This window comes from Dermacoccus sp. NHGro5 (assembly GCF_017565385.1).
Classification (GTDB): domain Bacteria; phylum Actinomycetota; class Actinomycetes; order Actinomycetales; family Dermatophilaceae; genus Dermacoccus; species Dermacoccus nishinomiyaensis.
The window spans coordinates 196,776-219,074 of sequence record NZ_JAGEKQ010000008.1 but is presented as its reverse complement, the minus strand read 5'-3'; the positions used below and the strand labels follow the sequence as shown (position 1 = coordinate 219,074).

Annotated in this window: 21 protein-coding genes and 1 pseudogene; 14 read left to right on the top strand and 8 right to left on the bottom strand. The window is 69.0% G+C overall.

Annotation, left to right across the window (positions count from 1 at the left end; all coding sequences use genetic code 11):
* The first annotated feature begins 140 nt into the window (after positions 1 to 140).
* Both J4Z35_RS05185 and J4Z35_RS05180 read left to right on the top strand, forming a co-directional pair.
* Positions 141 to 1,508, top strand: coding sequence for a glutamine synthetase family protein (locus J4Z35_RS05185; RefSeq protein WP_208065415.1), 1,368 nt, complete (start codon positions 141 to 143; stop codon positions 1,506 to 1,508).
* A gap of 65 nt (positions 1,509 to 1,573) precedes the next feature.
* Entirely contained in the window at positions 1,574 to 2,875 is a 1,302-nt protein-coding gene (locus J4Z35_RS05180) for a cytochrome P450 (RefSeq protein WP_074040944.1), read from the top strand.
* Between the two features lie 143 nt (positions 2,876 to 3,018).
* Here the strand turns inward: J4Z35_RS05180 and J4Z35_RS05175 are convergent, their stop codons facing one another.
* Positions 3,019 to 3,510 (bottom strand): hypothetical protein, encoded by a 492-nt coding sequence (locus tag J4Z35_RS05175; RefSeq protein WP_131940319.1) that lies wholly within the window; start codon positions 3,508 to 3,510, stop codon positions 3,019 to 3,021.
* Between the two features lie 230 nt (positions 3,511 to 3,740).
* On the opposite strand from J4Z35_RS05175, the gene J4Z35_RS05170 reads away from it, so the two are divergent.
* On the top strand, positions 3,741 to 5,180 hold the full coding sequence (locus tag J4Z35_RS05170) for a hypothetical protein (RefSeq protein ID WP_074040945.1): 1,440 nt from the start codon (positions 3,741 to 3,743) through the stop codon (positions 5,178 to 5,180).
* A gap of 190 nt (positions 5,181 to 5,370) precedes the next feature.
* Here the strand turns inward: J4Z35_RS05170 and J4Z35_RS05165 are convergent, their stop codons facing one another.
* Positions 5,371 to 6,990 carry an aminotransferase class V-fold PLP-dependent enzyme gene (locus J4Z35_RS05165; protein WP_074040946.1) on the bottom strand — a complete coding sequence of 540 codons (1,620 nt, stop codon included), beginning with the start codon at positions 6,988 to 6,990 and terminating at the stop codon, positions 5,371 to 5,373.
* A 160-nt stretch (positions 6,991 to 7,150) separates the two neighbouring features.
* On the opposite strand from J4Z35_RS05165, the gene J4Z35_RS05160 reads away from it, so the two are divergent.
* A complete protein-coding gene (locus tag J4Z35_RS05160; protein WP_074040947.1) occupies positions 7,151 to 8,068 on the top strand; it encodes a LysR family transcriptional regulator in 918 nt (305 codons plus the stop codon).
* An 84-nt stretch (positions 8,069 to 8,152) separates the two neighbouring features.
* Here J4Z35_RS05160 and J4Z35_RS05155 read toward each other — a convergent pair whose 3' ends face one another.
* Entirely contained in the window at positions 8,153 to 8,293 is a 141-nt protein-coding gene (locus J4Z35_RS05155) for a hypothetical protein (protein ID WP_186316786.1), read from the bottom strand.
* Positions 8,293 to 9,003, bottom strand: a complete 711-nt coding sequence (locus J4Z35_RS05150) for a type 1 glutamine amidotransferase (protein ID WP_074040948.1) — start codon at positions 9,001 to 9,003, stop codon at positions 8,293 to 8,295. Before J4Z35_RS05150 ends, J4Z35_RS05155 begins: the two co-directional genes overlap by 1 nt.
* 283 nt (positions 9,004 to 9,286) lie before the next feature.
* On the opposite strand from J4Z35_RS05150, the gene J4Z35_RS05145 reads away from it, so the two are divergent.
* Both J4Z35_RS05145 and J4Z35_RS05140 read left to right on the top strand, forming a co-directional pair.
* Positions 9,287 to 10,318: a PDR/VanB family oxidoreductase gene (locus J4Z35_RS05145; RefSeq protein ID WP_074040949.1), complete on the top strand. Its 1,032-nt coding sequence runs from the start codon at positions 9,287 to 9,289 to the stop codon at positions 10,316 to 10,318.
* A 201-nt stretch (positions 10,319 to 10,519) separates the two neighbouring features.
* On the top strand, positions 10,520 to 11,908 hold the full coding sequence (locus tag J4Z35_RS05140) for an NAD(P)/FAD-dependent oxidoreductase (protein WP_006947068.1): 1,389 nt from the start codon (positions 10,520 to 10,522) through the stop codon (positions 11,906 to 11,908).
* A 310-nt stretch (positions 11,909 to 12,218) separates the two neighbouring features.
* Here J4Z35_RS05140 and J4Z35_RS05135 read toward each other — a convergent pair whose 3' ends face one another.
* Positions 12,219 to 12,770 carry a hypothetical protein gene (locus tag J4Z35_RS05135; RefSeq protein WP_062256229.1) on the bottom strand — a complete coding sequence of 184 codons (552 nt, stop codon included), beginning with the start codon at positions 12,768 to 12,770 and terminating at the stop codon, positions 12,219 to 12,221.
* A 460-nt stretch (positions 12,771 to 13,230) separates the two neighbouring features.
* Here J4Z35_RS05135 and J4Z35_RS14690 point away from each other — a divergent pair, with 460 nt between their 5' ends.
* Positions 13,231 to 14,271 carry an FUSC family protein gene (locus J4Z35_RS14690; RefSeq protein WP_074040963.1) on the top strand — a complete coding sequence of 347 codons (1,041 nt, stop codon included), beginning with the start codon at positions 13,231 to 13,233 and terminating at the stop codon, positions 14,269 to 14,271.
* 64 nt (positions 14,272 to 14,335) lie between these two features.
* Here J4Z35_RS14690 and J4Z35_RS05125 read toward each other — a convergent pair whose 3' ends face one another.
* On the bottom strand, positions 14,336 to 14,539 hold the full coding sequence (locus J4Z35_RS05125) for a hypothetical protein (RefSeq protein WP_006947152.1): 204 nt from the start codon (positions 14,537 to 14,539) through the stop codon (positions 14,336 to 14,338).
* Positions 14,540 to 14,797: 258 nt separating this feature from the next.
* Between J4Z35_RS05125 and J4Z35_RS05120 the strand changes: the two genes are divergently transcribed.
* Complete coding sequence (locus J4Z35_RS05120; protein WP_074040950.1) at positions 14,798 to 15,250, top strand: pyridoxamine 5'-phosphate oxidase family protein; 453 nt, start codon at positions 14,798 to 14,800, stop codon at positions 15,248 to 15,250.
* A gap of 80 nt (positions 15,251 to 15,330) precedes the next feature.
* Here J4Z35_RS05120 and J4Z35_RS05115 read toward each other — a convergent pair whose 3' ends face one another.
* Positions 15,331 to 15,816 carry a hypothetical protein gene (locus tag J4Z35_RS05115; RefSeq protein ID WP_074040964.1) on the bottom strand — a complete coding sequence of 162 codons (486 nt, stop codon included), beginning with the start codon at positions 15,814 to 15,816 and terminating at the stop codon, positions 15,331 to 15,333.
* 119 nt (positions 15,817 to 15,935) lie between these two features.
* Positions 15,936 to 16,799 (bottom strand): DUF692 domain-containing protein, encoded by an 864-nt coding sequence (locus J4Z35_RS05110; protein WP_074040965.1) that lies wholly within the window; start codon positions 16,797 to 16,799, stop codon positions 15,936 to 15,938.
* A gap of 216 nt (positions 16,800 to 17,015) precedes the next feature.
* Between J4Z35_RS05110 and J4Z35_RS05105 the strand changes: the two genes are divergently transcribed.
* From J4Z35_RS05105 to J4Z35_RS05085, 6 genes and pseudogenes are all read left to right on the top strand, one after another.
* On the top strand, positions 17,016 to 17,318 hold the full coding sequence (locus J4Z35_RS05105) for an urease subunit gamma (protein WP_074040951.1): 303 nt from the start codon (positions 17,016 to 17,018) through the stop codon (positions 17,316 to 17,318).
* Between the two features lie 11 nt (positions 17,319 to 17,329).
* Positions 17,330 to 17,626, top strand: a pseudogene (ureB, locus tag J4Z35_RS14395) (urease subunit beta); the annotation flags it as partial.
* 222 nt (positions 17,627 to 17,848) lie between these two features.
* Positions 17,849 to 19,543 (top strand): urease subunit alpha, encoded by a 1,695-nt coding sequence (locus tag J4Z35_RS05100; protein WP_040015086.1) that lies wholly within the window; start codon positions 17,849 to 17,851, stop codon positions 19,541 to 19,543.
* Between the two features lie 95 nt (positions 19,544 to 19,638).
* Positions 19,639 to 20,409 carry an urease accessory UreF family protein gene (locus J4Z35_RS05095; RefSeq protein WP_074040953.1) on the top strand — a complete coding sequence of 257 codons (771 nt, stop codon included), beginning with the start codon at positions 19,639 to 19,641 and terminating at the stop codon, positions 20,407 to 20,409.
* A gap of 151 nt (positions 20,410 to 20,560) precedes the next feature.
* Positions 20,561 to 21,256, top strand: a complete 696-nt coding sequence (gene ureG, locus J4Z35_RS05090; protein ID WP_040015085.1) for an urease accessory protein UreG — start codon at positions 20,561 to 20,563, stop codon at positions 21,254 to 21,256.
* A gap of 117 nt (positions 21,257 to 21,373) precedes the next feature.
* A complete protein-coding gene (locus J4Z35_RS05085; RefSeq protein WP_062256139.1) occupies positions 21,374 to 22,156 on the top strand; it encodes an urease accessory protein UreD in 783 nt (260 codons plus the stop codon).
* Positions 22,157 to 22,299: the final 143 nt, after the last annotated feature.

Genomic DNA, 22,299 nt, shown 5'->3' with positions numbered 1-22,299 from the left:
TACGACACGCGCTAGGCTATCCGATCATGAGGGTTTGTGTGGCGTGAGTCACACGGTATGTTCGGACCCGAACGAAACGTGCGCACCCCGACCCGGCAACCGTCGAGGTTCGCTCACAACGGCGTGAGAGGCGACGAGGCATGACGAACTCAGGGAGCAAGTCGAGCGAGCCGGGGGCCATGGCCGAGGCCATGGCGAAGTGTCGGGCGGAGGGCATCGACGTCATCCGCCTCGGCTACTCCGACATCATCGGCACCGACCGCAGCAAGGACCTGCTCGTCAACCGCTTCGAACGCACGACGGGGCACGGCGTTGCGTTCTGCCGCAGCGTGTACGGCACGACGCCGATGGGCGACGTCGTCGACATCGAGGGTGGGCTCGCCGCCGGCCTGCCGGACATCGTCGCGCGCCCCGACATCGAGACGCTGACGCGCGTGCCGTGGGAGCCGGGCGTCGCACACGTCATCGCCGACGTCTTCAACCCCGACGGCTCGCCGTCAGCCGAGAGCCCGCGCTACGTGCTGAAGAACGTCATCGAGAAGTTCTCCTCGATCGCCGGCACGCCGATCTGCGGGCCCGAGCTCGAGTTCTACGTGCTGCAGGAGGACGAGAACTCCGATTCCGGCTGGTCGCGCTACGGCGAGATGAGCGGCAACGTCTACGTCAGCGGCCTGCGTGGTGACCCGGAGAACGTGTTGCTGCAGACGCTGCGTCAGCTCGGCGAGTACGACATCGAGGTCGTCGCCGCGAACCACGAGTTCTCGAGCGGGCAGTTCGAGATCAACCTGTGGCACTCCGACGCGATGGACGCCTCCGACCGCGCGTTCCGCTTCAAGGCCGCCGTCAAGGAGATGGCGCGGGCGCGCGGCAAGCTCGCGACGTTCATGGCGAAGCCGTTCAACGACGAGGGTGGTTCCGGTTTCCACCTGCACTTCTCGACGCAGGACGCCGACGGCAACCACCTGTTCGACGACCCGAACGGCGAGCACGGCCTGTCGAAGGTCGCGCACCACGCGATCGGCGGCATCCTCAAGCATGCGCCGGCGCTGACGGCGCTCGCAAACCCGACGATCAACTCGTACAAGCGGTTCGGGCCCGACACGCTCGCGCCGTGGCTCATCGACTGGGGTCTCGACAACCGCAGCGCGATGGTGCGCATCCCGCCGGAGCGCGGCTCCGCATCGCGTCTCGAACTGCGCCTCGGCGACGCGTCGGCCAACCCGTACCTGCTGACGGCGGCGACGCTGGCCGCTGCCTACCTCGGCATCCGTGACGAGATCGACCCCGGCGAGCCGCTCGTCGGCTACGGCTACGACCCGGAACGTTCGCCGATGCTGCCGTCGTCGCTGTGCGCCGCACTCGACGCGCTCGAGGCGGACACCGAGATGCGTGAGGTGCTCGGCGAGCAGTTCGTCGCGACGTTCCTCGCCTACAAGCGCAACGAGATCGAGCGCTTCAACAGCTTCATCACCGACTGGGAGTTCCGCGAGTACACCTACCACCTGTGATCGCGCCCGCGGCCAGGCGCTTCGCGCACCCTTCCCGATTTTCCTGCTGAACGAGGAGAGACGACATGACCATCATCGACCAGGGCGCAGCTCCCAAGGCCGACGCCGCGTTCGACGTCGCCGACGTCGACTTGTCCAACATCGACCGCTTCCGCGACAACGAGGGATGGGCGCAGTTCGACGCGTTGCGTCACGCCGACCCGGTGCACTGGACCCAGGAGAGCGACGGCAAGGGCTTCTGGGCCGTCACGAAGTACGACGACATCTGGGCCGTCGACAAGGATTCCGAGACGTTCACGTCGGAGCAGTTCGTCAACCTCGAGGACGTCGACGACGACCTCATGGATTTCCGCCGCTCCATCCTCGAGACGGACGGCGCCCGTCACGCCGCGCTGCGCAAGCTCATCCAGCGCGAGTTCTCGCCGCGCAACCTGCTGAAGAACTACGAGGCGTTCCTGCGCGAGCTGACGAAGAACACCGTCGACGAGGCGAAGAAGGCGTCGCCGAACGGCGAGTTCGACTTCGTCGAGAAGATCTCCGCGGACTTCCCGATCCAGGTGCTCGCGCGTCTGCTCGACGTGCCGCGTGAGCACACGGGCCAGCTCATCCAGTGGGGCAACGAGATGGTCGCGAACACCGACCCCGATTACACCGAGCACCTGCTCGACTCGCCCGAGTCGGAGAAGTACCGTCACCTGCCGTTCCGTTCGCCGACGGTTCAGGACGTGTGGGACTACGGCCGCGACCTGCGCGACAAGCGCGTCGGTGGCGACGGCAAGGACCTCGTCTCGATCCTCGCGAACAAGATGCCCGAGGACGGGGTTTCGCTCACCGACCAGGACTTCAACAACTACTTCTCGCTGCTCGTCATCGCCGGCAACGAGACGACGCGTCACGCGATCAGCCAGATCACGCTCGGCCTCATCGCGCAGCCCGATCAGTTCAAGGCGATGAAGGACGACCCGTCGCTCATCGAGTCGGGCCTCGAGGAGCTGCTGCGCTGGGCGTCGCCCGTCTACCACTTCCGTCGGACGGCGACGAAGGACGTCGAGCTCGGCGGCAAGCAGATCAAGGCCGGCGACAAGGTCGTCATGTGGTTCGCTTCCGGCAACCGCGACGAAGACGTCTTCCCCGAGCCGTACAAGATCGACGTGACGCGCAAGAACGTCGATCACATGACGTTCGGCAAGGGCTCACCGCACCTGTGCCTCGGCAACAACCTCGCGCGCCTCGAGATTCGTCTGCTGCTCGAGGAGCTGCTGCCGCGCATCGACTCGATCGAGCTTGCCGGCGACGTCAAGCGCGTGCGCTCGAACTTCGTCAACGGGGTGAAGAAGCTCCCGGTTCGTGTCCAGTGGGCCAACTGACGCGGCGAATGACGCACGGTGGCGGGTAACTCACGGGTTGGCGCGGAACTTCGCGCCTACCCGTGAGTTACCCGCCTTGCTGCGTGGGCAGCGGCGAACGCGATGTCGACGTGGTCGGTCGGTTCGCGCGGCCACCCGAAGCGTCAGTCCTCGACGATGACGAGCAGGCCCTTGTCGGCGATGACGGCGTCGAGGCTGACGCCTGTGAGGTCGCCGACCGCCTTCTTGAGCGTCTTCTCGGGGTCACCGTCGATGACGGACGTCGGCTCTCCCTCGACGGGCTCGCCGTCCTCGGCGGTGATCTGCGCGTCGTCGAGCGACAGCATGCGGCTCGACTCGCCGGCGTCGATGATGAGCAGCCACGTCTTCGAGCCGCCCGCGAAGACGGCGGTGACGGCTTCGTCGGCGATGTCTGGGATGAGGTCGGGCTGCAGCATCAGCTCGTAGCCGACGAGGACGACGGCGTCGCGCTCGTCGTTCGTGCGCGCTGTGAAGGCGCCGACGTAACCGGCCGGCAGGGCGTTCGAGATGGCTTCCTCACCCGTGACGTAGTCGGTCGTCGCGTCGAGGATGCCGCTGGGAAGCTCGTCGATCGTCATGCCGGGAAGGACGGCGAACGCCGTGTTCATAGCCATGCCCCCAGCCTACGGGGCGTGCGATAGAACGACATGACCCGGCGCGGGGTGATTCACCCTCCGCCCGAATCTTCGACTCGCTCGCATACGGCGTCTTGCCGTGGTGCCGGCACGCAGCGCGGGTGTCCCGCGCCGGGGTGCCATCGCGGGGTGCGCTGCGCGGCCTCAGGCCATGGCGCCGCGTGAGAAAATCGGTCGAACGGTGGCCACGAACCGCCCTACGATCGGGTATGGACACCAGCCCGGACCCTCTGCAGCGCCTGAGCAAGCACCTCGCGGCGCGCCGGCGTGACGACATCGAGGGGCGCCCGGTCGTCATCCTCGCACCCGTCCTGGCAAGCGCGACCCGTCACGTCGTGCAGGCCCGCGAGAACGGTGCCGCGCGCATCCTCGTGATCACGTGGGGCGACGGCACCGGCCCGCTGCCCGAGCCAGATCGGATCACGGTTCACCGCTTGGCGATGAGCCCGGTGCATGACGTGGTCGATGAGGTACGCGCCTGGCAGCACCTTCTGCGGGAGTCAGACGACGGGGTGGGCGCGGTGCTCGACGCGTTCGACCCCGAGGCGAGGGCTGTCGTCATCGTCGCGCTCGCTCTCGGCGCTGATTCGTTCTACGGGCGAGGCACCTACGGCGCGCGCAGCGAGACGCAGGAGCGGTTGGAAGACAAGACGCTCAGCCGCGAGCTGTGGGAGGCGGCAGGCGTCCCGCATGCGCCCGAAGAGGTCGTCCCAGCACGCCTCGACGAGGTGCGAGGGGCCGCCGCGCGTCTCGATCGCGGTGTCGGAACGGTCTGGTCGGCTGACGCGAGCGAGGGTCTCAACGGTGGCGCGGTGCTGGTGCGGCACGTCACGGACGACGGCGCGGCCGCATACGAAGCGCTCGCGCCCCATGCCGAGCGGCTGCGTCTCATGCCCTACCTCGAAGGTGTGCCCTGCTCCATCCACGGCCAGGTCGCTGACGACGGCGTCGCCGTCCTCCGGCCGGTGGAACTGGTGATGCTGCAGCCCCACGGCAGCGATCGCTTTCGTCAGGCGGGCATCTCTTCGTGGTGGGATCCGGCGCCGGCTGATCGCGATCAGATGCGCGCCACCGCCCGCGCCGTCGGCGAAGTGCTCGCGCGGCGCCATCACTACCGCGGCTCCTTCGGCATCGACGGCATCCTCACCGCTGAGGGTTTCATCCCCCATGAGCTCAATCCGCGTCACAGCGGCGGCATCTCAACGCTCGGCAAGGGTCTCGAGCGGTTCTCGTTGCTCGACACGCACCAGCACTTGCTCATCCACGGCACGCTGCCTCTGGCGGTGACGCAGTTCGAAGACCTCGTTGTCGAGGCGTGCGGCGCGGCGCGAATCGGCTCTGCCTACCTGGCGACGGAGGCCGTGCAGGCCGCAAAGACGACCACCGTCCATGTCTGCGGTCACCCGGGGCCCGACGCGCTCGTCACCGATGACGTGCGTGGCGCGCTCCAGGTCGTCGCCGACGAGGCCGGGGCGACGGGGCAGCTCGAGATCGGACCGGCGTCGATGGGCGCGCTCGTGCGTTTCACTCCCCTCGACATCGAGCAGGGTGAACGACTGGCCCCCTGGGCGCTCGCGGCCTATGAACTGGCTGACCGCCTTTGGGGCACCAAATATGGCGACCTCGTCGCTCAACCGCAGGTGCGCTGACGAAAGGCACTGTTCGTCCCGGCGGCGCGTACCTCGGGCGCACGGTCTCGAGGCGTCGGCCCGGGTGTTCGCGGCGGCTATCCAGGACGCAGGTGAGTCACGAAGTGCAGGGTGAGTCGCTTTCACATGACTCACCCGGCACTTCGTGACTCACCTGGCCGTACGCGCGTGTGACGGGCCCGGCGATGCGTCAGATGCCAGGCTCGGCGACCTCTTCGTCGGGCAGGGGAGCGTCGCGTTCGGCCGTGGCGGCCTGTCGGGCGAGGGCCTCGGCAGCCGCGTGGATCTGGTCGATGACGGGTTCGGTCTCGGGCTTCATCGTCACGCTGCGCAGGATGCGCGCGCCGACGAGGGGTTCGCCCTCCTGCGCCGACCCGGCGCTGCGCTCGTCGATGACGTGCCCGCGCGCGGCCATGTCGTCGGCGTCCACCTGGTACGTCGCGACGAACAGCGACTCGTCGCGTGGGGCGTTCATGCCGGCGGTGAGGATCGCGCCGGAGCGACGGTCGATGTCGGTGAGCGAGTCGCCGATCGGGAAGTAGCTGACGATGTCGAGGTCGGGCTCTTGATACAGCTCGAACACGTCGGACGCGCGCAACTTCTCGGCCCACGCAAGCGCAGCGCGACGCCCCGGCGCGACGACCTCACCCATGCCCTCACGCGTCAACGGCAGCAGCTGCAGCGTCATCCACAACGCGGCCGCCGACGCACCGGAGCGCGAGCACTCGAGCGAGATCTCGCCCATGTGGATGTCGTCGCCCGTCGTGAAGTACGTGTACGGCGAGGTGTGGTCGTAGAAGTTCGCGACGTTCGGATCCTTGAAGATCACCGCGCCGCAGCCGTACGGCTGAAGGCCGTGCTTGTGCGGGTCGATGACGACGGATTCGGCCTCGTCGATCGCGCGGAACGCCGCCGCCACCTCGGGCGCGAGCAGGGAGTCGTCGTCGGCGAGGAGGCGGAAGAACCCACCGTACGCGGCGTCGACGTGGACGCGGACGCCGTACTTGCGGCACAGCGGAATCGCCTTGTCGATCGGATCGACGGCGCCGAGCCCCGTCGTCCCGGCCGTCATGACGACGGTGCCGATGCCGCCGCCCTTGAGGAACCACTCGAGCGCGTCAAGATCCATGCGTCCGCGGCTGTCGGTCGGGATCGACACCGACGGCACGTTGAGCAGGTGGCTCATGCGCCCATGCGTGTAGTGCGCGTCAGCGCTGTGCGCGATCGCCTTGCGCGGATGCGTCTCCCGCGCCACGAACAGCGCCTCCAGGTTCGCGACGGTGCCCGAGGTCGTCAGGTGGCCGAGGTGGCAAAGTCGGTTCCCGTCACCACATTCCTCTGGCTCGTCTCGGCTGCTCGCTCCGGGCCTCGCGTCGCTCGTGTCCTCACTCGCAGTTCGACGAGCGGTGCACCCGAACATGCGCGCAATCTCATCGACCGCCTCGACCTCCATGCGCGTCGTCGCGGCGCCGGCGTCGAGGTCGTGGTTGTTGGGGTTGATGAGCATCGTCGTGAGATACCCGACGACGGCCGCCGGGTGCGGCGGCTTCAACATCTGCCCGACGTAGCGAGGGTGGAAGAACGGGTAGTTGACGCTCAGACGCGACGTCAGTTCGTCGAATGCCGCCTTGAACTGCGCGTGCTCGACGCTCTGCGCCGGATGCGGGGTGGAAGGGCCGTACTCGTTCATCCACTCCGTGATGAATCGCGTTGCCTCGCCGAGGTATTCGGTCAGCTGCGGCATCGCGTCGGCCGACAGCCCGGGCACGCCGGCAGCAGCTGTGGCGCCGTCAGGCGGGGTGATCGTCATGGTCGTCTCCGATGCTCGCGCGTGATGTCAGGCAGTGGTGCCCTGCACATTCTGTGACGTGGGCCACGTGAAATCGACGAGATGGGGCTAGGCTCCTCGATACCTGTTCTCACTCTCTGCCATGCCTTCTAGGCATGGCCTCATCGGAAGGTCGCCCGTCGTGGAGCTGCGAGTCCTGCGCTACTTCGTCGCGGTCGCCGACGCCGGATCGGTGACGGCGGGGTCCGCGGCGTCGCACGTCAGCCAGCCTGCGGTTTCGCGGCAGTTGCGGGCGCTCGAACGCGAGCTGGGGGTCGAGTTGCTCGTCCGTTCCGAGGGTGGGGTGCGGCTGACAGCGGCCGGGGCCGAACTGCTCGTGCTGGCCCGCGGCCTGCTCGAACAGGAGGCGACGCTCAAGCGCACTGCGGCGTTTCTCGCGTCCGGGAGGCTCACGTCGTTGACGATCGCCGCGCCGAGCACGACGCTCAGCGACGTCATCGCACCGTTCCTCGCGGCGGGCCCGGCGCGGGGTGCGTTGGCGCCGGAGGTCAACGTCGTCAGCCGCTCGACGAGTGAGGTCTTCGCGGCGCTCGGGGAGGGCGCGGACATCGTCGTCGCACCAGCCGTTCCGCCGCCGGAGGTGGCGTCGATGCTGATCGCCGAGTTGCCGGTGCGCGCGTACGTCGGCGCCCGGGGCGTGCTCGATGGTGAGGGCGCCGAGCGTGACCGCTCGGTGAGTCTCGAGGCGCTCGCACGCGTCGACCCGCTCGTCATGCTGCCGGGCCGACACCCCGTCAGCCAGGTGTTGACGCGCGCGTTCGCCGAGGCGGGCCTCGCGCCACAGCACGTGCAGGAGGTCGACTCGCCGGAAGCCGCCCAGGCGCTCGCGGCCTCGGGGCGCGGCGTCGCGGTGCTGACGAACGACACCCGGTTCGGGCTCATCCCGCGCCGCGTGCGTGACGCCAACGGCTCGGTGCTGACGATGCCGCTGCACGCCGCGTGGACGCCGACGCATCACGCCGTCGACGAGATCGCCGCCCTCGCCGCCGAGCTGCGTGACTTCTGTGCGCGGCTCTACCGCGACGACCTCACGTCCTGAAAGGCGCGTCCGCCTGATCGGGCGTGAACATCGCCCGAGAACGCGTCGACCGTGATGCGGATCCGGGCAACGTTGACGCCCGCGTCAGTCGAGGCTGTCGAAATGCTCCGCGCTCCAGCCGACCAGGGGGTCGAGGTCGTCTCTTACGTCGGTCTCTTCGAGAACTCGGGCGTCAGCCGGCGCCATGTGGCGCCGAACCTCGCGTTCGAATAGGTCAGCGCTCATCAGCTCGCGGCGACCTGCTCCAGGAACCCGTCGACGAGGACGCCGGCGCGGCGGCGTCCCTCGTCATCCCATTCCTTCGCGGCAGCGATCTCGGCGTCGGCGTCGCGCCCGAGGGAGGCGAGCATCTCGCGTCCGCCGTTGTCGCACCAGCCCGTCAGCATCTCGCTGGAGAGTTCGGGATGGAACTGCACGGCGAGGTTCTTGCGCAGCACGAAACCCTGCGACGCCATGTCGTTGCGCGCGAATTCGACGGCGTCCGGCGGCACCTGCCAGCGGTCGTAGTGCCAGGCGAACCACTTGCCACCGGGCACCATGTCCTCGCGTTCGCTGCTCACCTCGACGAACCCGATCTCCGGTTCGGGCGCGCGCCCGACCGAGCCGCCGTGCGTGCGCGCCAGAAGCTGCCCGCCGAAGCAGATGCCGAGGACGGGGACGCCCGCGGTGTCCGCGTCGCGCAGCAGCTGCATCTCGGGCGCCAACCATGAGCCGATCATCTCGTCGTCCCACGCCGACCAGTACGAGCCCATGACGACGAGCGCGTCGAACTCGCGCACGTCGGGAAACTCGACGTCGACGCCCGGGTTCTCGAAATCCTTCTCCGGCACGACCTGGAAGAGCGTCTCCTCGTAACCGCACTCGCGAAAGCGATCCGCGACGGCGCCGGGGGGCGAACAGTGGTCGTGCTGGACGATGAGGACACGCTTGGTCATGATGAACTCCTGGCGACGGCCCGCACGACGATCGAGGCGTCAGGCGGGGGCGATGGGGCGGCGTGCTCCCACGCTAGGCCAGATCGTTCGCCCCCGAAAGACTTTGCGGCGATGGAATGTTTCCTGGGTCACGCACCCGTCACGAACATGCGTAGACTGACAACTCGTTCGCACCCGAACAACATCGCGTCCTGCCTCGCCTCCCTGCGTGCAGATGCACCCGGGTGCACGTGCACGCCAGGGGGGGCGAGACGGCGCGCTGTGCCCAGTGAAGGAGACAGGCATGGTTTCGGAATCGACTCAGCCCGAGGCGAAGACGCTTCTCGTCGTCGACGGGATCGACGACGCCGCCGACGGCGTCCGCCTCCTGACGCTGCGCGCCGCCGACGGCGCAGACCTGCCCGAGTGGGCCCCCGGAGCGCACCTCGACCTCGTCCTCGGCGGCGTGAGCGACGCCGAGTTGAAGGACGCCGAGCAGGGCGACCTGCCCGAGCACGACCCGTTCGACGAACTCATCCGTCAGTACTCGCTGTGCGGCGACCCGGCCGACCGCAGCCGCTTCCAGGTCGCCGTCCTGCGCGAGAGCGAATCGCGAGGCGGTTCCTCCTACATCCACGAAACGCTGAAGGTCGGCGACGAACTCGTCAGCTACGGCCCACGCAACCACTTCGAACTGCGCAAGGCGCCGACGTACGTCTTCGTCGCGGGCGGCATCGGCATCACCCCGATCCTGACGATGGTGCGCGCCGCGCAGGCGCAGGGCAAGAACTGGCACCTGTACTACCTCGGGCGCAGCGGGGCGACGATGGCCTTCCGCGACGAACTCGCCTCCTTCGGTGACAGGGTGACGTTCTGGCCCAAGGCCGACAAGGGTGCTTTCGACCTCGCCGCCACCCTCGCCGACGCCGACGCTGCGGGCCCCGCGCTCGTCTACTCGTGCGGGCCGGAGCGTCTGCTCGCGGCGATCGAGGACGGGTGCAAGAGCCGCGCCAACCTCGTCGCGCACGTCGAACGCTTCAGCCCCAAGGAGATCGACGACTCGGGCAACACCGAGTTCGACGTCATCCTCGAAGAATCCGACATGCGCCTCACCGTGCCCGCCGACAGGTCGATCTTCGAGGTCGTGCGCGAGGCCGGTGTCAGCGTCCTCGGCTCCTGCCTCGAAGGCATCTGCGGCACGTGCGAGACGGGCGTCATCGCCGGCGAGATCGACCACCGCGACTCCGTGCTCGAGGACGACGAGCGTGAAGAGGGCGACATCATGATGATCTGCGTGAGCCGCTGCAAGGGCAAGGAACTGACGCTCGAGCTCTGACGCTCGATTGTCGATGCTCAGGACCTGACGCGCTGGCCCCTCCTTCTGCGTGCAAGTGCACCCGGGCACTTGTACGCAGAAAGAGGAGGGGCTCTGGAAAGTCGCGCGGCTCACAGACCCCCGCTGCGCCTTACTGTCCGGTAACATCAGTCGTTTGGTCAGCGTTTCGCCGAACGTACTCGGCGGTTCTAGAGTTGTTGCATGGCTTTCACGCAGAACACCAACGTGCGTCCGCGCATCCTCGTCGTCGGCGGCGGGTACCTGGGTTTCATCACCACCAAGAAGCTGCTCGCCTCCCTCAAGGACGGCGAAGGTTCGGTGACGGTCGTCGACCCGAACCCCTACATGACGTACCAGCCCTTCCTGCCGGAGGTCGCCGCCGGTTCGATCGAGGCGCGTCACGCGCTCGTGCCGCTGCGCCGTCACCTCAAGGGTGCGGAGATCATCACCGGCAAGGTGACGTCGATCGACCACGCGAACCGCACGGTCAACGTCGACCCCGAGCTCGGTGACGACTTCACGCTCGAGTACGACCACATCGTCATGGCCGCCGGCTCCGTGCCGCGCGCGCTGCCGATCCCCGGCCTCGCCGAGGAGGGCATCGGTTTCAAGACGATCGAGGAAGCCGTCACGCTGCGTGACCACGTCCTCGCGCGCCTCGACGAGGCCGCCGTCCTCACCGATCCCGAGGAGCGCAAGCGTGCGCTGACGTTCGTCTTCGTCGGCGGCGGGTTCGCCGGCATCGAGGCGATCGCCGAGATCCAGGACATGGTGAAGGACGCCATCAAGTACTACACGCGTCTGTCGCCCGAAGACCCGCGCTTCGTGCTCGTCGAGGCCATGAGCCGCGTCATGCCGGAGGTCAGCGAGGAGCAGGCGAAGTGGGTCGTCGCCTCCCTGCGCGAGCGCGGCGTCGACGTCTACCTCGACACGCAGCTCAAGAGCTGCGAGAACAAGCACATCGTCTTGTCGACTGGCGAGGAGTTCGACGCCGACACGATCGTGTGGAACGCGGGCGTCAAGGCCAATCCCGTCCTCGTCGACTCCGACCTGCCGATCGACGACCGCGGCCGTCTCATGGTCGGCACCGACCTGCGTGTGCGTGACGACGAGGGCAACGTCGTCGAGGGCGCCTGGGGTGCCGGCGACAACGCCGCCGTCCCCGATGTCACGGGCATGGGCCCCGGCGGGTTCTGCGTGCCGAACGCCCAGCACGCGCTGCGTCACGCGCCCGTCCTCGCCGCGAACATCCTGACGACGATTCGCGGCGGCGGCGAGATGAAGCAGTACAAGCACAAGACGATCGGCTCCGTCGCCGGGCTCGGCGTCGGCAAGGGCGTCGCCCAGGTCGGCAAGTACGGCCTGCGCGGCCTGCCGGCGTGGATGATGCACCGCGGCTACCACGCGTACGCGATGCCGACACTCGAGCGCAAGGCACGCATCCTCGGCAACTGGGCCGTCGGCATGATGTTCGGCCGCGACGCCACCGCCCTCATGGACCTCGAGACGCCGCGCCACGCGTTCGTCGACGCCGCCAACTCGAAGCCGGCGCCGAAGAAGGAGCCGAAGCACGTCGAGGCTGCCAAGTGAGCTGACGCCCGATGTCGCCGTCAGCGCGCGTGGTTCTGCGGTTCTGCCCGCGGAGCACGCGCGCTGTCGTGTGTGATGGGTGGCGCCCCGCCAGCTGGGTGAGGCTGACGGGCGGGCCCGGCCGCAACGGCCGTGTCTGCGTGGCCTGACGTGGCGGTCTGAGTGGCCTGACGTGGAGGGCGCCGGGGCGATGGGTTCCGGCGTCACGGGCGTCGAGAACGACGAAGGCGCCGCACCCTCGCTGGGGTGCGGCGCCTTCGTCATGGGCGGCGCGATCCGGTCGGTGACGCAGACCGTCGTCGCGGTGAGATCAGTTGCGGTAGTGGCGCCCGTCGGTGGCGCGCTCGTCGACGACACCGTCGACACGGTTGCCGATGACGTCGCCCTCGCCCGCGCGACGACCCTCGGCTGCGCGGTCGGTGCCGACACGCTCCGTGCTGATGTGCTCGGTGGTGCGGTGGTCCTCGGGGTAGCGCTCGACGTCGCGCTGCGCGACGCGCTGGCGGGCCTCGGCGGTCTCGCGCAGATCGTGCTCCTTGTCGCGCTCGGCGGCGAGGCGCTCACGCTCGCGCTCGGCCTCGAGGCGCTGCTTCTCGCTGAGCTGGTGCTCCTTCTTGAGCTCCTTCGTCTCCTTGTGCTGGCGGTACTTGCGCTTCGTGCCGGCGGCGATCAGGCGCGTCGCGGCCCACACGAGCAGTAGCGTCAGGGCGCCGAGGAGGAACACGGTGAGCGGCGTGAGGTTGGCGTCGATGCCGAAACCGTGGAAGTGGACGTCGTTGTTGTTCTCTCCGTTGAGCCCGAAGAGGACCCACAGGACGAGGGCTGCTGCGGCGATGAGCAGCAGGACGGCGAGAGCGAACATGGCAACTCCTTGTGCAGATCTGGCCGATCCGGGCGAGCGTCGCTCCGGATGGTGGGGGCGACGGCGCCGCCCAGCTTGCTGCTCACAGTAGGCGGTTGACGCAGACGGGTACAGCCCCCGCGGGGTGAGGGGGCGTAAGAATAGACCTCGAACGCCCCGTCATGGCTGGAGAGTGTCATGAGGTTGCTCGGGCGCTGCGTGAACCATCTCACACGATGGTCGAGTCTGAGGGCGGCGTGGGCTCGAGGGGTGATGACCAACCGCGGTGTCGGGGTCGTGACCCCAGCGTCGCGCGGTGGAAGGGGGCTGGAGGCGGTCGCTCGTCGCCCCGACGAGCCGTGTCGTCGTCATGAGGAGTGATGGGGTGGCAGGAGCTCTGCCTGGGTGGTGACGAGTTGTGGCTGTGGCGTCCAAACGCGGCGCATCCGGCTGCTGCGGGCACGGCTTCTAGGATGGCGTGGTGACGACGCCTGCCCATCCCAGTTTTCTCCAGGAGTTCTTCCGCTTCGGCCCGCACGCGGGTGCTCACCGGGTGGCGGCGCGGGCCGGCGTTTCGGTCTTCGTCCCGCTCACTCTGCTGACGGTGACCGGGCACCTCGACTGGTCGGCGTTCGCGGCCTTCGGGGCATTCACGTCCCTCTACGGACGCGCCGCGCCGCATGCGGAACGCACGGCGTTGCAGATGACCGTCGCCGGCGTCCTCGTCATGGCGGTGACGCTCGGATGCGCCGTCGGGCTACTGCCGCATCACCAGTGGTGGCTCATCGCCGCCGGTGCGCTCGTCGCCGCGGCGGCGTCGTTGTTGTCGGACGCCTTCCGCTGGCACCCGCCGGGGCCGTTGTTCGTCGTGTTCGCGTTCACCGTCTGCGCGACGCTGCCCGCGGCGGCGTCGAACGTCGCCGTCGGCTTTTTCGTCTCCGCGGCGTCGGCTGCGTTCTCGGTGCTCATCGGACGTGTCGGCCTGTTGCGCGAGACGGGGGAACGTCGTTGGATTCCGTTGCCGCGGGCCAGGATCCGTGAGGCGTGGCAGGCTGAGGGGACGCGCGTGCACCTCGCCCGGTTCGTCATCGCGGTGGGCGCGGCGGGCGTCGTCGGCAAGCTGATCGGGACGCAGTACGGCGGCTCGCATCCCTATTGGGCGATGGTTGCCGCCGTCGCGGGATTGTCCGGCGCGACGCACCGGGCGCGCATGATCCGCGGTGGTCAACGGTTCGTCGGCACGCTGTTCGGCGTGCTCGCGGCGGCCGCCATCCTGCCGTGGCACCCCCAGGGTTTCGCGGCGGTGCTCGTCATCACGGCGCTGCAGGTGGGCGCCGAACTGCTCGTGGGCCGCAACTACGCGCTCGCGCTGCTGTGCATCACGCCGCTCGCGCTGATGATGGGGCAGATCGTGCACGAGGTGCCCGTCGGGCCGCTACTCGTCGACCGCGCGGTCGAGACGCTCATCGGCTGCGGCGTCGCCCTCGTCGTCCTGCTGGTCGTGCGCGACCCCGCGCACTGACGGTGCCTGGGGCGGGCGGAGCCGAATGTGGACGAAGATCGCAGATGGGTGAGGTGCATCGCCGTCAGAAGGGGCGATAGGGCGGTTTGGGGCGTTTCGCCGGCTTCGACAGTTCTCGGGCGTTGTCGGGGATGCGGACGTGGCTGATGTCGCCGAAGTAGCGTTCGCGCTGCTGCCGTTCGATGCGGGTGTTGATGATGAGCAGGAACGCGACGATCGCGACCATGAGCACACCCGAGACGATCATGAGCAACACTGCGGCCAGCATGTGCTTTCCTCCCTCGTCCCGTCGCTCCTCCCAGGGTAATCGCGCTGGCCCTGACGCGGCGAGGCATGCGCCCCTCCCGTCGAGAGCGCTCGTTGCTGAAGACAGTGAGGAGCGGACGTGGCTCGTCGAAGTGCGGGAACGGGGCGAGCGGGCAGGGACGAAGGGCCCGGACGCGTCTTGCCCCATCGGAGGCTTCGACGCGGCAAGCTGGTGATGTCGAGAACGGCACGAGGACACGCCCGCCCGAAGGAGACCACCATGCCCGACTTCCAGGCCGACCACGACGTCATCAACGCCCTCGCCGAGGACGAGTGCTGGGCGTTCCTGGCGCAGCACGCGTTCGGGCGACTGGCATACACGCTCGTCGGTGAGGCGCAGATCGTCCCGATCAACTACGTCAGCGACGCGGGAGCGATCTTCTTCCGCACGGCCGAGGGCAGCAAACTGCTCGGGGTGACGATGAACTCCGACGTCGCGTTCGAGGTCGACGACCTCAACGGCAGTGGACGGTTCGGCGACGGCGAGGCGTCGAGCGTCATCATCCGAGGACGCGCTGAGGTGCTCGAGGGCGCCGAAAAGGCTCGTGCGGAACAGTTGCCGCTGCGCCCCTGGGTGCCGACGGAGAAACACACGGTCGTCCGCATCACCGTGAACGAGATCACCGGCCGACGTTTCCAGCTCTCCAAGCCCTGGCGCCACATGCAACCCTGACCCCCTGCGATTTCCGTCCACGGCCAGCGGGCGTCGACCGCGAACGGTTCTGTGTCGGTGTCTATCGTTCAGGTCGGTGTCTACCGTTCAGACGGGCGTCCGAGCGTCGTCACGCGACGGCCGCGGCGCACGAGCATGCCGCCGGGAAACCGTTCGACGGCGACGCGGGACGTGCGCCGCACCGGCGCTGTCGGCATGCCGGATGTGTCGGTCGGAAACGCCCAGAACAGGCGTGCCTCGGCGAGTTCGAGGTCGGCGGCGAGGGGGAGGTCGCCGCGTCGGCGCAACCATTGCGCGAACGCGTGACCGTCAGCGCGCGAGCCACGCGTCGGACGCTCACGAGCGAACTCGGCGAACAACGGGTGCAACCGCGGGCCGAGCGACGCGATGAGGATCGGCCACACGAACTGCAGCTCGTTCGCTCGCTTGCGCAGCAGCGCTCGCCGCGCGACGTCGAGATGGCGAGCGTCGAAGCCGGCCGGGGCGGACGCCAACCCCGTCAGCGCCGCCACGATCTGCGCCTGGCGTGCGGCGAGATCAGCGTGTTCATCCGACGCAGAATCCATGGGGGACGCGGCCTCCGTCCTGCCGTCGAACTCGTGGGGGCGGCCCCCCTCGTCGGCGGATACGGGCGCGGACGTCGAACTGTCGCTGTGCCCGCCCGTCGACGATGCGCGGCGGATCGTCATTGCGCGGCCGTGACGCGCGGCATGCCGGCGGCGTCGGCGATGGCGTCGAGCTCCGTGAGCAACTCCTCGGCAGGCGGGTAGTCGCCGTCGCGTTCGAGCATCGCGGCCGGGAATGTCGTGCGTCTCGAGAGCTCCGAGATGAGGTGCAGCACTTCGGGGTTCACCGCGGCCGCATGCGTGTCGTGGTAGATCCCGTCGTTCTCGACCCCACCCGCGACGTGCATGTACGCGAGCCGTTCGAGGGGCATCGCGAGGGGCGTCTCGAGCGCATTGCCCCCGTGGTTGCGGGCGTTGGCGTAGACGTTCGCGATGTCGAGCAGCAGCAGCGCGTCGGTGCGTTCGATGATCTCGGTGACGAACTGTGCCTCGCTCATCTCGTCCTCGGGGTAGGTGAAGAGCGCCGCGACGCATTCGAGCGCGAGCGGGACGTCGAGCTCGGCCTGGACGCTGCGGACGTTTCGCACCATCACGTCGACGGCGGCGCGCGTGCGCGGCAGCGGCGTCAGGTGGCCGACCTCGAAACCACCCGCCCGCACGAACGAGATGTGCTCACTGACGAGCGGCGCGCCCGTGATGGCGGCCGTCCCGACGAAGTGCGCGACGCGATCGACGTCGAGGCCCTCGGCGTCACCGAGCCCGAGCTTCACCCCGTGCGGGACGACGGTGACGCCGCGCTCGCGCAGCTCCCTCAGGGCTGGCGGCATGCCGTGCATGACGGATTCGGCGACCACTTCGACCCACGTCAGGCCCGGTTGGGCGGCGAGGACGTCCGCGATCTCGGGGCGCCATCCGATGCCGACGCCCGCAGGCATCGACGTGGCCGGTGCGGGCCGTGTTGCGTCGGACGTCGTGATGCTCATGTCTCGCATGATGCCGCACCGACAGGTGTGGTGTGACGTCACCTGCTCGACTCTCGTGCATCTGCTCGAGGTATATGACGCACATTCCTCGGGCAGATGTGTATTTCTCGCGCAGCTGCGGCTCCGGCCCGCCGTACTCGCGACGATTCGTGGTCACCTCCCCTCCGCCAGGACCGGCGAAACACCCGCGAAACATCGCCTCGCTAACCTCCTGCCATGCATCTGACGCCCGCCGACACCGAGAAGCTGCTCTTGTCCGTCGCGGGAATGGTGGCGCGTGATCGACTCGAGCGCGGCGTGCTGCTCAATCACCCCGAGTCCGTCGCGCTGCTGTCGACGTGGGTCATCGAACGTGCCCGCGAGGGTCGCAGTGTCGAAGAGTTGATGAGCGCCGGACGCGAGGTGTTGACACGTGAGCAGGTGATGCCGGGCGTCGCCGAGATGATCCCCGACATTCAGGTCGAGGCCACCTTTCCCGATGGCCGCAAGCTCGTCACCCTCCATCACCCGATCGCCTGAAGGAACGAGCCATGACAGCGAACTCAGGCCGTCGGCCGCAGGACGCAGCCGACGACCCAGCAACCCCCGGGGCCACGAGCGCTCCTGGCGCCATCCGCGTCGCCCCGGGGCACATCTCGCTCAACACCGATCGTTCAGTGAACGAACGGCTCCGCATCGTCGTCGAGAACACGGGCGACCGGCCGATCCAGATCGGCTCGCACCTGCATCTGCCCGACGCCAACGCGGCCCTCGCGTTCGACCGCGAGCTGACGCAGGGCTACCGCCTCGACATCCCGAGCGGCACGTCGGTGCGCTTCGAACCGGGCGTCAGCCGCGAGGTGGCGCTCGTCGCGTTGCGGGGCGAGCGGCGTGTGCCGGGGCTGCAGATCCGCGACACGGCCGCGTCTTTCGAAGCTACCTCGCAGGCTGACGCAGGTGGGGCCGACGAGTCACACGACGACCTCGGGCCCGGTGTTACGGTCCCGCACGGAACGACGTCCCACCCCGAGGTGCCGGCTGTCCGCCCACGGCCGTCCGAACCGACGACCATCACACGTGACGCGTACGCCGCGCTCTACGGTCCGACGACGGGTGACCAGATTCGTCTCGGCGACACCGACCTGTGGATCGAGGTCGAGCACGACCACACCGTCGGCGGCGAGGAAGCCGTCTTCGGTGGGGGCAAGTCGATCCGCGAGTCGATGGCGCAGGGCCTCACGACCCGCGCGGGCGGGGCGCTCGACACCGTCATCACGAACGTCGTCGTCCTCGACCACTGGGGTGTGGTGCGCGCCGACGTCGGCATCCGTGACGGGCGCATCGTCGCGCTGGGCCGCTCCGGCAACCCCGATGTCGCGGACGGCGTGCACCCGGATCTCCACATCGGCCCGGGCACCGACGTCATCGCGGGGGAGGGCAAGATCCTCACCGCCGGTGGCATCGACATGCATGTGCACTTCCTGTCGACGTCGCAGGTGCACGAAGCGCTCGCGACCGGTCTGACGACGCTCGGTGGCGGTGGTACCGGCCCGTCCGAGGGGTCGAAGGCGACGACGGTGACACCCGGTGCCTGGCACCTCGGGCGCGTCCTGCGCGGCTTGGATCACCTGCCCGTCAACCTGCTGCTCATGGGCAAGGGCAACACCGTGAGCGCCGAGGGCCTCGCCGAGCAGGCGCTCGCGGGCGCGGCAGCGTACAAGGTGCACGAGGACTGGGGCGCGACGCCCGCCGCCATCGACGCTGCCCTGCGCGCGGCTGACGAGCACGGGCTGCAGGTGGCGCTGCACAGCGACTCGCTCAACGAAGCCGGTTACGTCGACTCGACGCTGCGCGCCATCGGCGGGCGCAGCATCCACGCCTTCCACACCGAGGGCGCCGGGGGCGGGCACGCGCCCGACATCATGTCGATCGCGTCGCACCCCAATGTCCTGCCCGGTTCGACGAACCCGACGCTGCCGCACACCGTCAACACGGTCGCCGAGCACCTCGACATGCTCATCGTGTGTCATCACCTCAACCCGGCGGTGGCGGAAGATCTCGCGTTCGCCGAATCGCGCATCCGGGCGACGACGATCGCCGCCGAAGATCTGCTCCACGACATCGGCGCGTTGTCGATGACGAGCTCCGATGCTCAGGCGATGGGTCGCATCGGTGAGGTCATCACGCGCACCTGGCAGGTCGCGCACGTCATGAAGTCACGCTATGGCTCGCTCGGCGAGACGCTGCCGGCCGACAACGAACGTGCCCGTCGGTACGTCGCGAAGTACACGATCAACCCGGCGGCCGCGCACGGCATCGACCATCTCGTCGGGTCGATCGAGCCCGGCAAGCTGGCCGACCTCGTGCTGTGGGAGCCCAAGTTCTTCGGCGTGCGGCCGTCCGTCGTCCTCAAGTCGGGTGCCATCGTGTGGGCTGCCCTCGGCGACCCGAACGCGTCGATCCCGACGCCACAGCCCGTGCTGATGCGCCCGGCGCTCGTGGCGGACGACGCTGCGTCGCTCGCGGTGTCATTCGTGTCGCCGGCGGCTGCAGAGAATGGTCTGCGGGAGTCGCTCGGGTTGCGGCGGGAGGTGGAAGCCGTGCGGCCGACACGCGAGGTGACGAAGGCCGACATGATCAACAACTCGGCGACACCGCGCATCGACATCGATCCCGAGACGTTCGCCATCGCCGTCGACGGTGAGCTCGTCACCCCGCAGCCGGCGACGGAACTGCCGCTCGCGCAGCGGTATTCGCTCTTCTGATCGCCATGTCCTGCTGCGGCTCAGCTCCCACGTCCGACGTCCGGCGTGCAGATGCACCCGGGTGCAGCTGCACGCAGGGGCGGGGCGGTGGCGTCATGAGGCCCGACGCGGCGACGGACGGTGTGGGGATGGCGAGCCTGCTGCTCGCTGATTCGAGGCTGCCTGTTGGCGGCTACACCGCCTCAGGTGGTCTCGAACCGGCGTTGCTCGGGGGATTGCCGGTGCACGAGGTGCCCGCCTTCATCGCGATGCGCCTCGCGACGGTGGCACGCGTCGAGGCGGGAACGGCCGTCGTCGCGTCCGCCGCCGTCCGTCATCTGCGTGCAGGTGCACCCGGGTGCACCTGCACGCAAGGCGGGGATGCCGCCACGGCCGAGCCCGTGCCCGTGCCCGAGCCCGCGTTCGCGTCCGAGGACGTCGCGTGGGCCTGGGCGGCCCGCAACCCCGTCGCGGCGGTGCGTGATTCGTCGATCGCCCAGGGGCGGGCGATGTTGCGCCTCGTGCACCGGCTGCGTCCTGACGGCCCCGCGGCACAGTGGCTCGAGGGGTTGCCCCGCCCGCTCACCGCCCGCGCCGCCGTCCTCGGCGCTTTCGCCGGCGAGCTGGGCCTCGACGGTGCGTCCGTCGCCCGCGTCGTCGGATATGACGACGTCCAGAGTGTCACCGCCGCCGCGTTGAAGCTCGAACCGCTCGACCCTGTGGATGCCGTGGCCTGGACGCTCGATTCGGCGTCCCATCTCGACGACCTCGTCGCGGCCTGCGCCGACCTGGTCGCGCCGTACGACATCCCAGCCCATTCCGCACCCCAGCTCGAGGCGTGGCATGCCGCTCACGCCGCCACCGAGAGGAAGTTGTTCCGTGTCTGAGATCGCCATGACCTCGCGCCCCGGCAGTGAAGCCACCGCCACGTCCGGCATCGATACGCCCGCCGCCGCCGGACAGGGCGCGACGACGTCCCAGAAGATCACGGTCGGCGTCGATTCGCGCCGTGACGCGGCATCGAATCCATCGCGCCCCATGCGGCTCGGGGTGGCCGGTCCGGTCGGTACGGGCAAGAGTTCGCTCATCGGCATGCTGTGCCGCGAACTCGGCGAGGAGATCTCGCTCGGTGTCATCACGAACGACATCTACACCGACGAAGACGCCCAGATGCTCAGGGCCGCAGGCGTTCTCGACGTCGATCGCATTCGCGCCGTCGAGACCGGGGCATGCCCGCACACCGCGATCCGTGATGACGTCAGCGCCAACCTCGTCGCCGTCGAGGATCTCGCAGCCGACCATCCTGACGTCGAGCTCGTCCTCGTCGAATCGGGCGGCGACAACCTGACGGCGACGTTCTCGCCGGCCCTCGCCGACGCGCAGATCTTCGTCCTCGACGTCGCCGGCGGCGGTGACGTCGTCCGCAAGGGCGGGCCGGGCATCGCACGCGCCGACCTGCTCGTCGTCAACAAGACAGACCTTGCGCCGCATGTCGGGGTCGACGCCGCACTCATGGAGCAGCAGGGCCGTGAGGCTCGTGACGGACGCCCTGTCATCGCGCTGTCGCGCACGGATGCGGCCTCCGTCGAGCGATTGACGGCCTGGGTGCGCGAGGTGCTCGCGGCCTACCAAGGCGGCGGGCACGTCGCGCAGGATCCGGGTCCGATGGCGCCGCATGTCCACGCCGACAGCGAGGGTGAGCACACGCATGACGGCGTCACTCACACGCACTGAGCGACGCGAGCCGTGCGCGGCCTGGGGGCCGAAACACCACATGGCGCCTGGCCGGGTTTCAGTCCTCGCGGAGCAGGAGGCGCGAGCGTGGGCTCCCCGGCCGGCCGGTGGTGAGCGATGAAGCTCCACGTCGAACGAGGCGCCGCGGGCTCAGCCGTTCGGGTCCGTACCCGCTCGAGCCTGCTTGCGCCGCGCATCCTGCGGGTGACGCCGACGTCCGCGCGCGTCGCCCTCGTCGCGACGACGGCTCTGCTGCTCGCGGGTGACGAGGCCGAACTCGACATCGTCGTCGGTGACGGTGTCGCACTCGAGATCGTCGAGGTCGCGGCGACGGTCGCCTACGCCGGGCGTGGGGGAGCGTGTTCCTGGTCGGCGAATCTGAGCGTGGCGGAGGGGGCGTCGCTTCGCTGGCCCGGGGAGCCGTTCGTCGTCGCCACCGACGCCCGCGCCACCCGGACGACTCGTGCGGACATCGCCGACGGTGGGTCGCTCATGCTGCGCGACACCCTCGTCCTCGGCCGCCATGGTGAGGCGGGCGGCGAACTCGTCGCTCGCACGGACATCTCTCATGCGGGGCGCCCGGCGCTCGTCGAGGAGTTTCGCCTCGCAGCCGACGACGACGCGCCCGGCATCCGCGGCGGGCGCCGCGTCGTCGATCAGGTGACGACGCTCGGCGCGGCCGCCATCCTGCAGCGGGCGCCGGGGGCACTGACGCGGGCAGACGCCGCAAAGCCGGCAGCCGCCGCGCCGGAGTCAACGCGCCCGGACTCGACGATGCTGGGCTCGGCGCCGGTGGGTCATGACCTCCCGGTAGGCGTCACGCGCCTCGACCTCTTCGCGCCTGGACGCATCGAACGCTGGCTGGGTGACGACGTCCACCTCAGCCCCTTACGGCGCTGACGGCGGGTCGCCGACGCGTCCGGCCCGCCGACGCCTCGTCCAGTCGCGATGTTGCCCGCTTTTCGCGGCGCGGGTGACCGAAAACGCGGGCAACATGGGGGTAGGGGGCTTAACTCTCGTGAAACATCGTCACGCATCCGTCG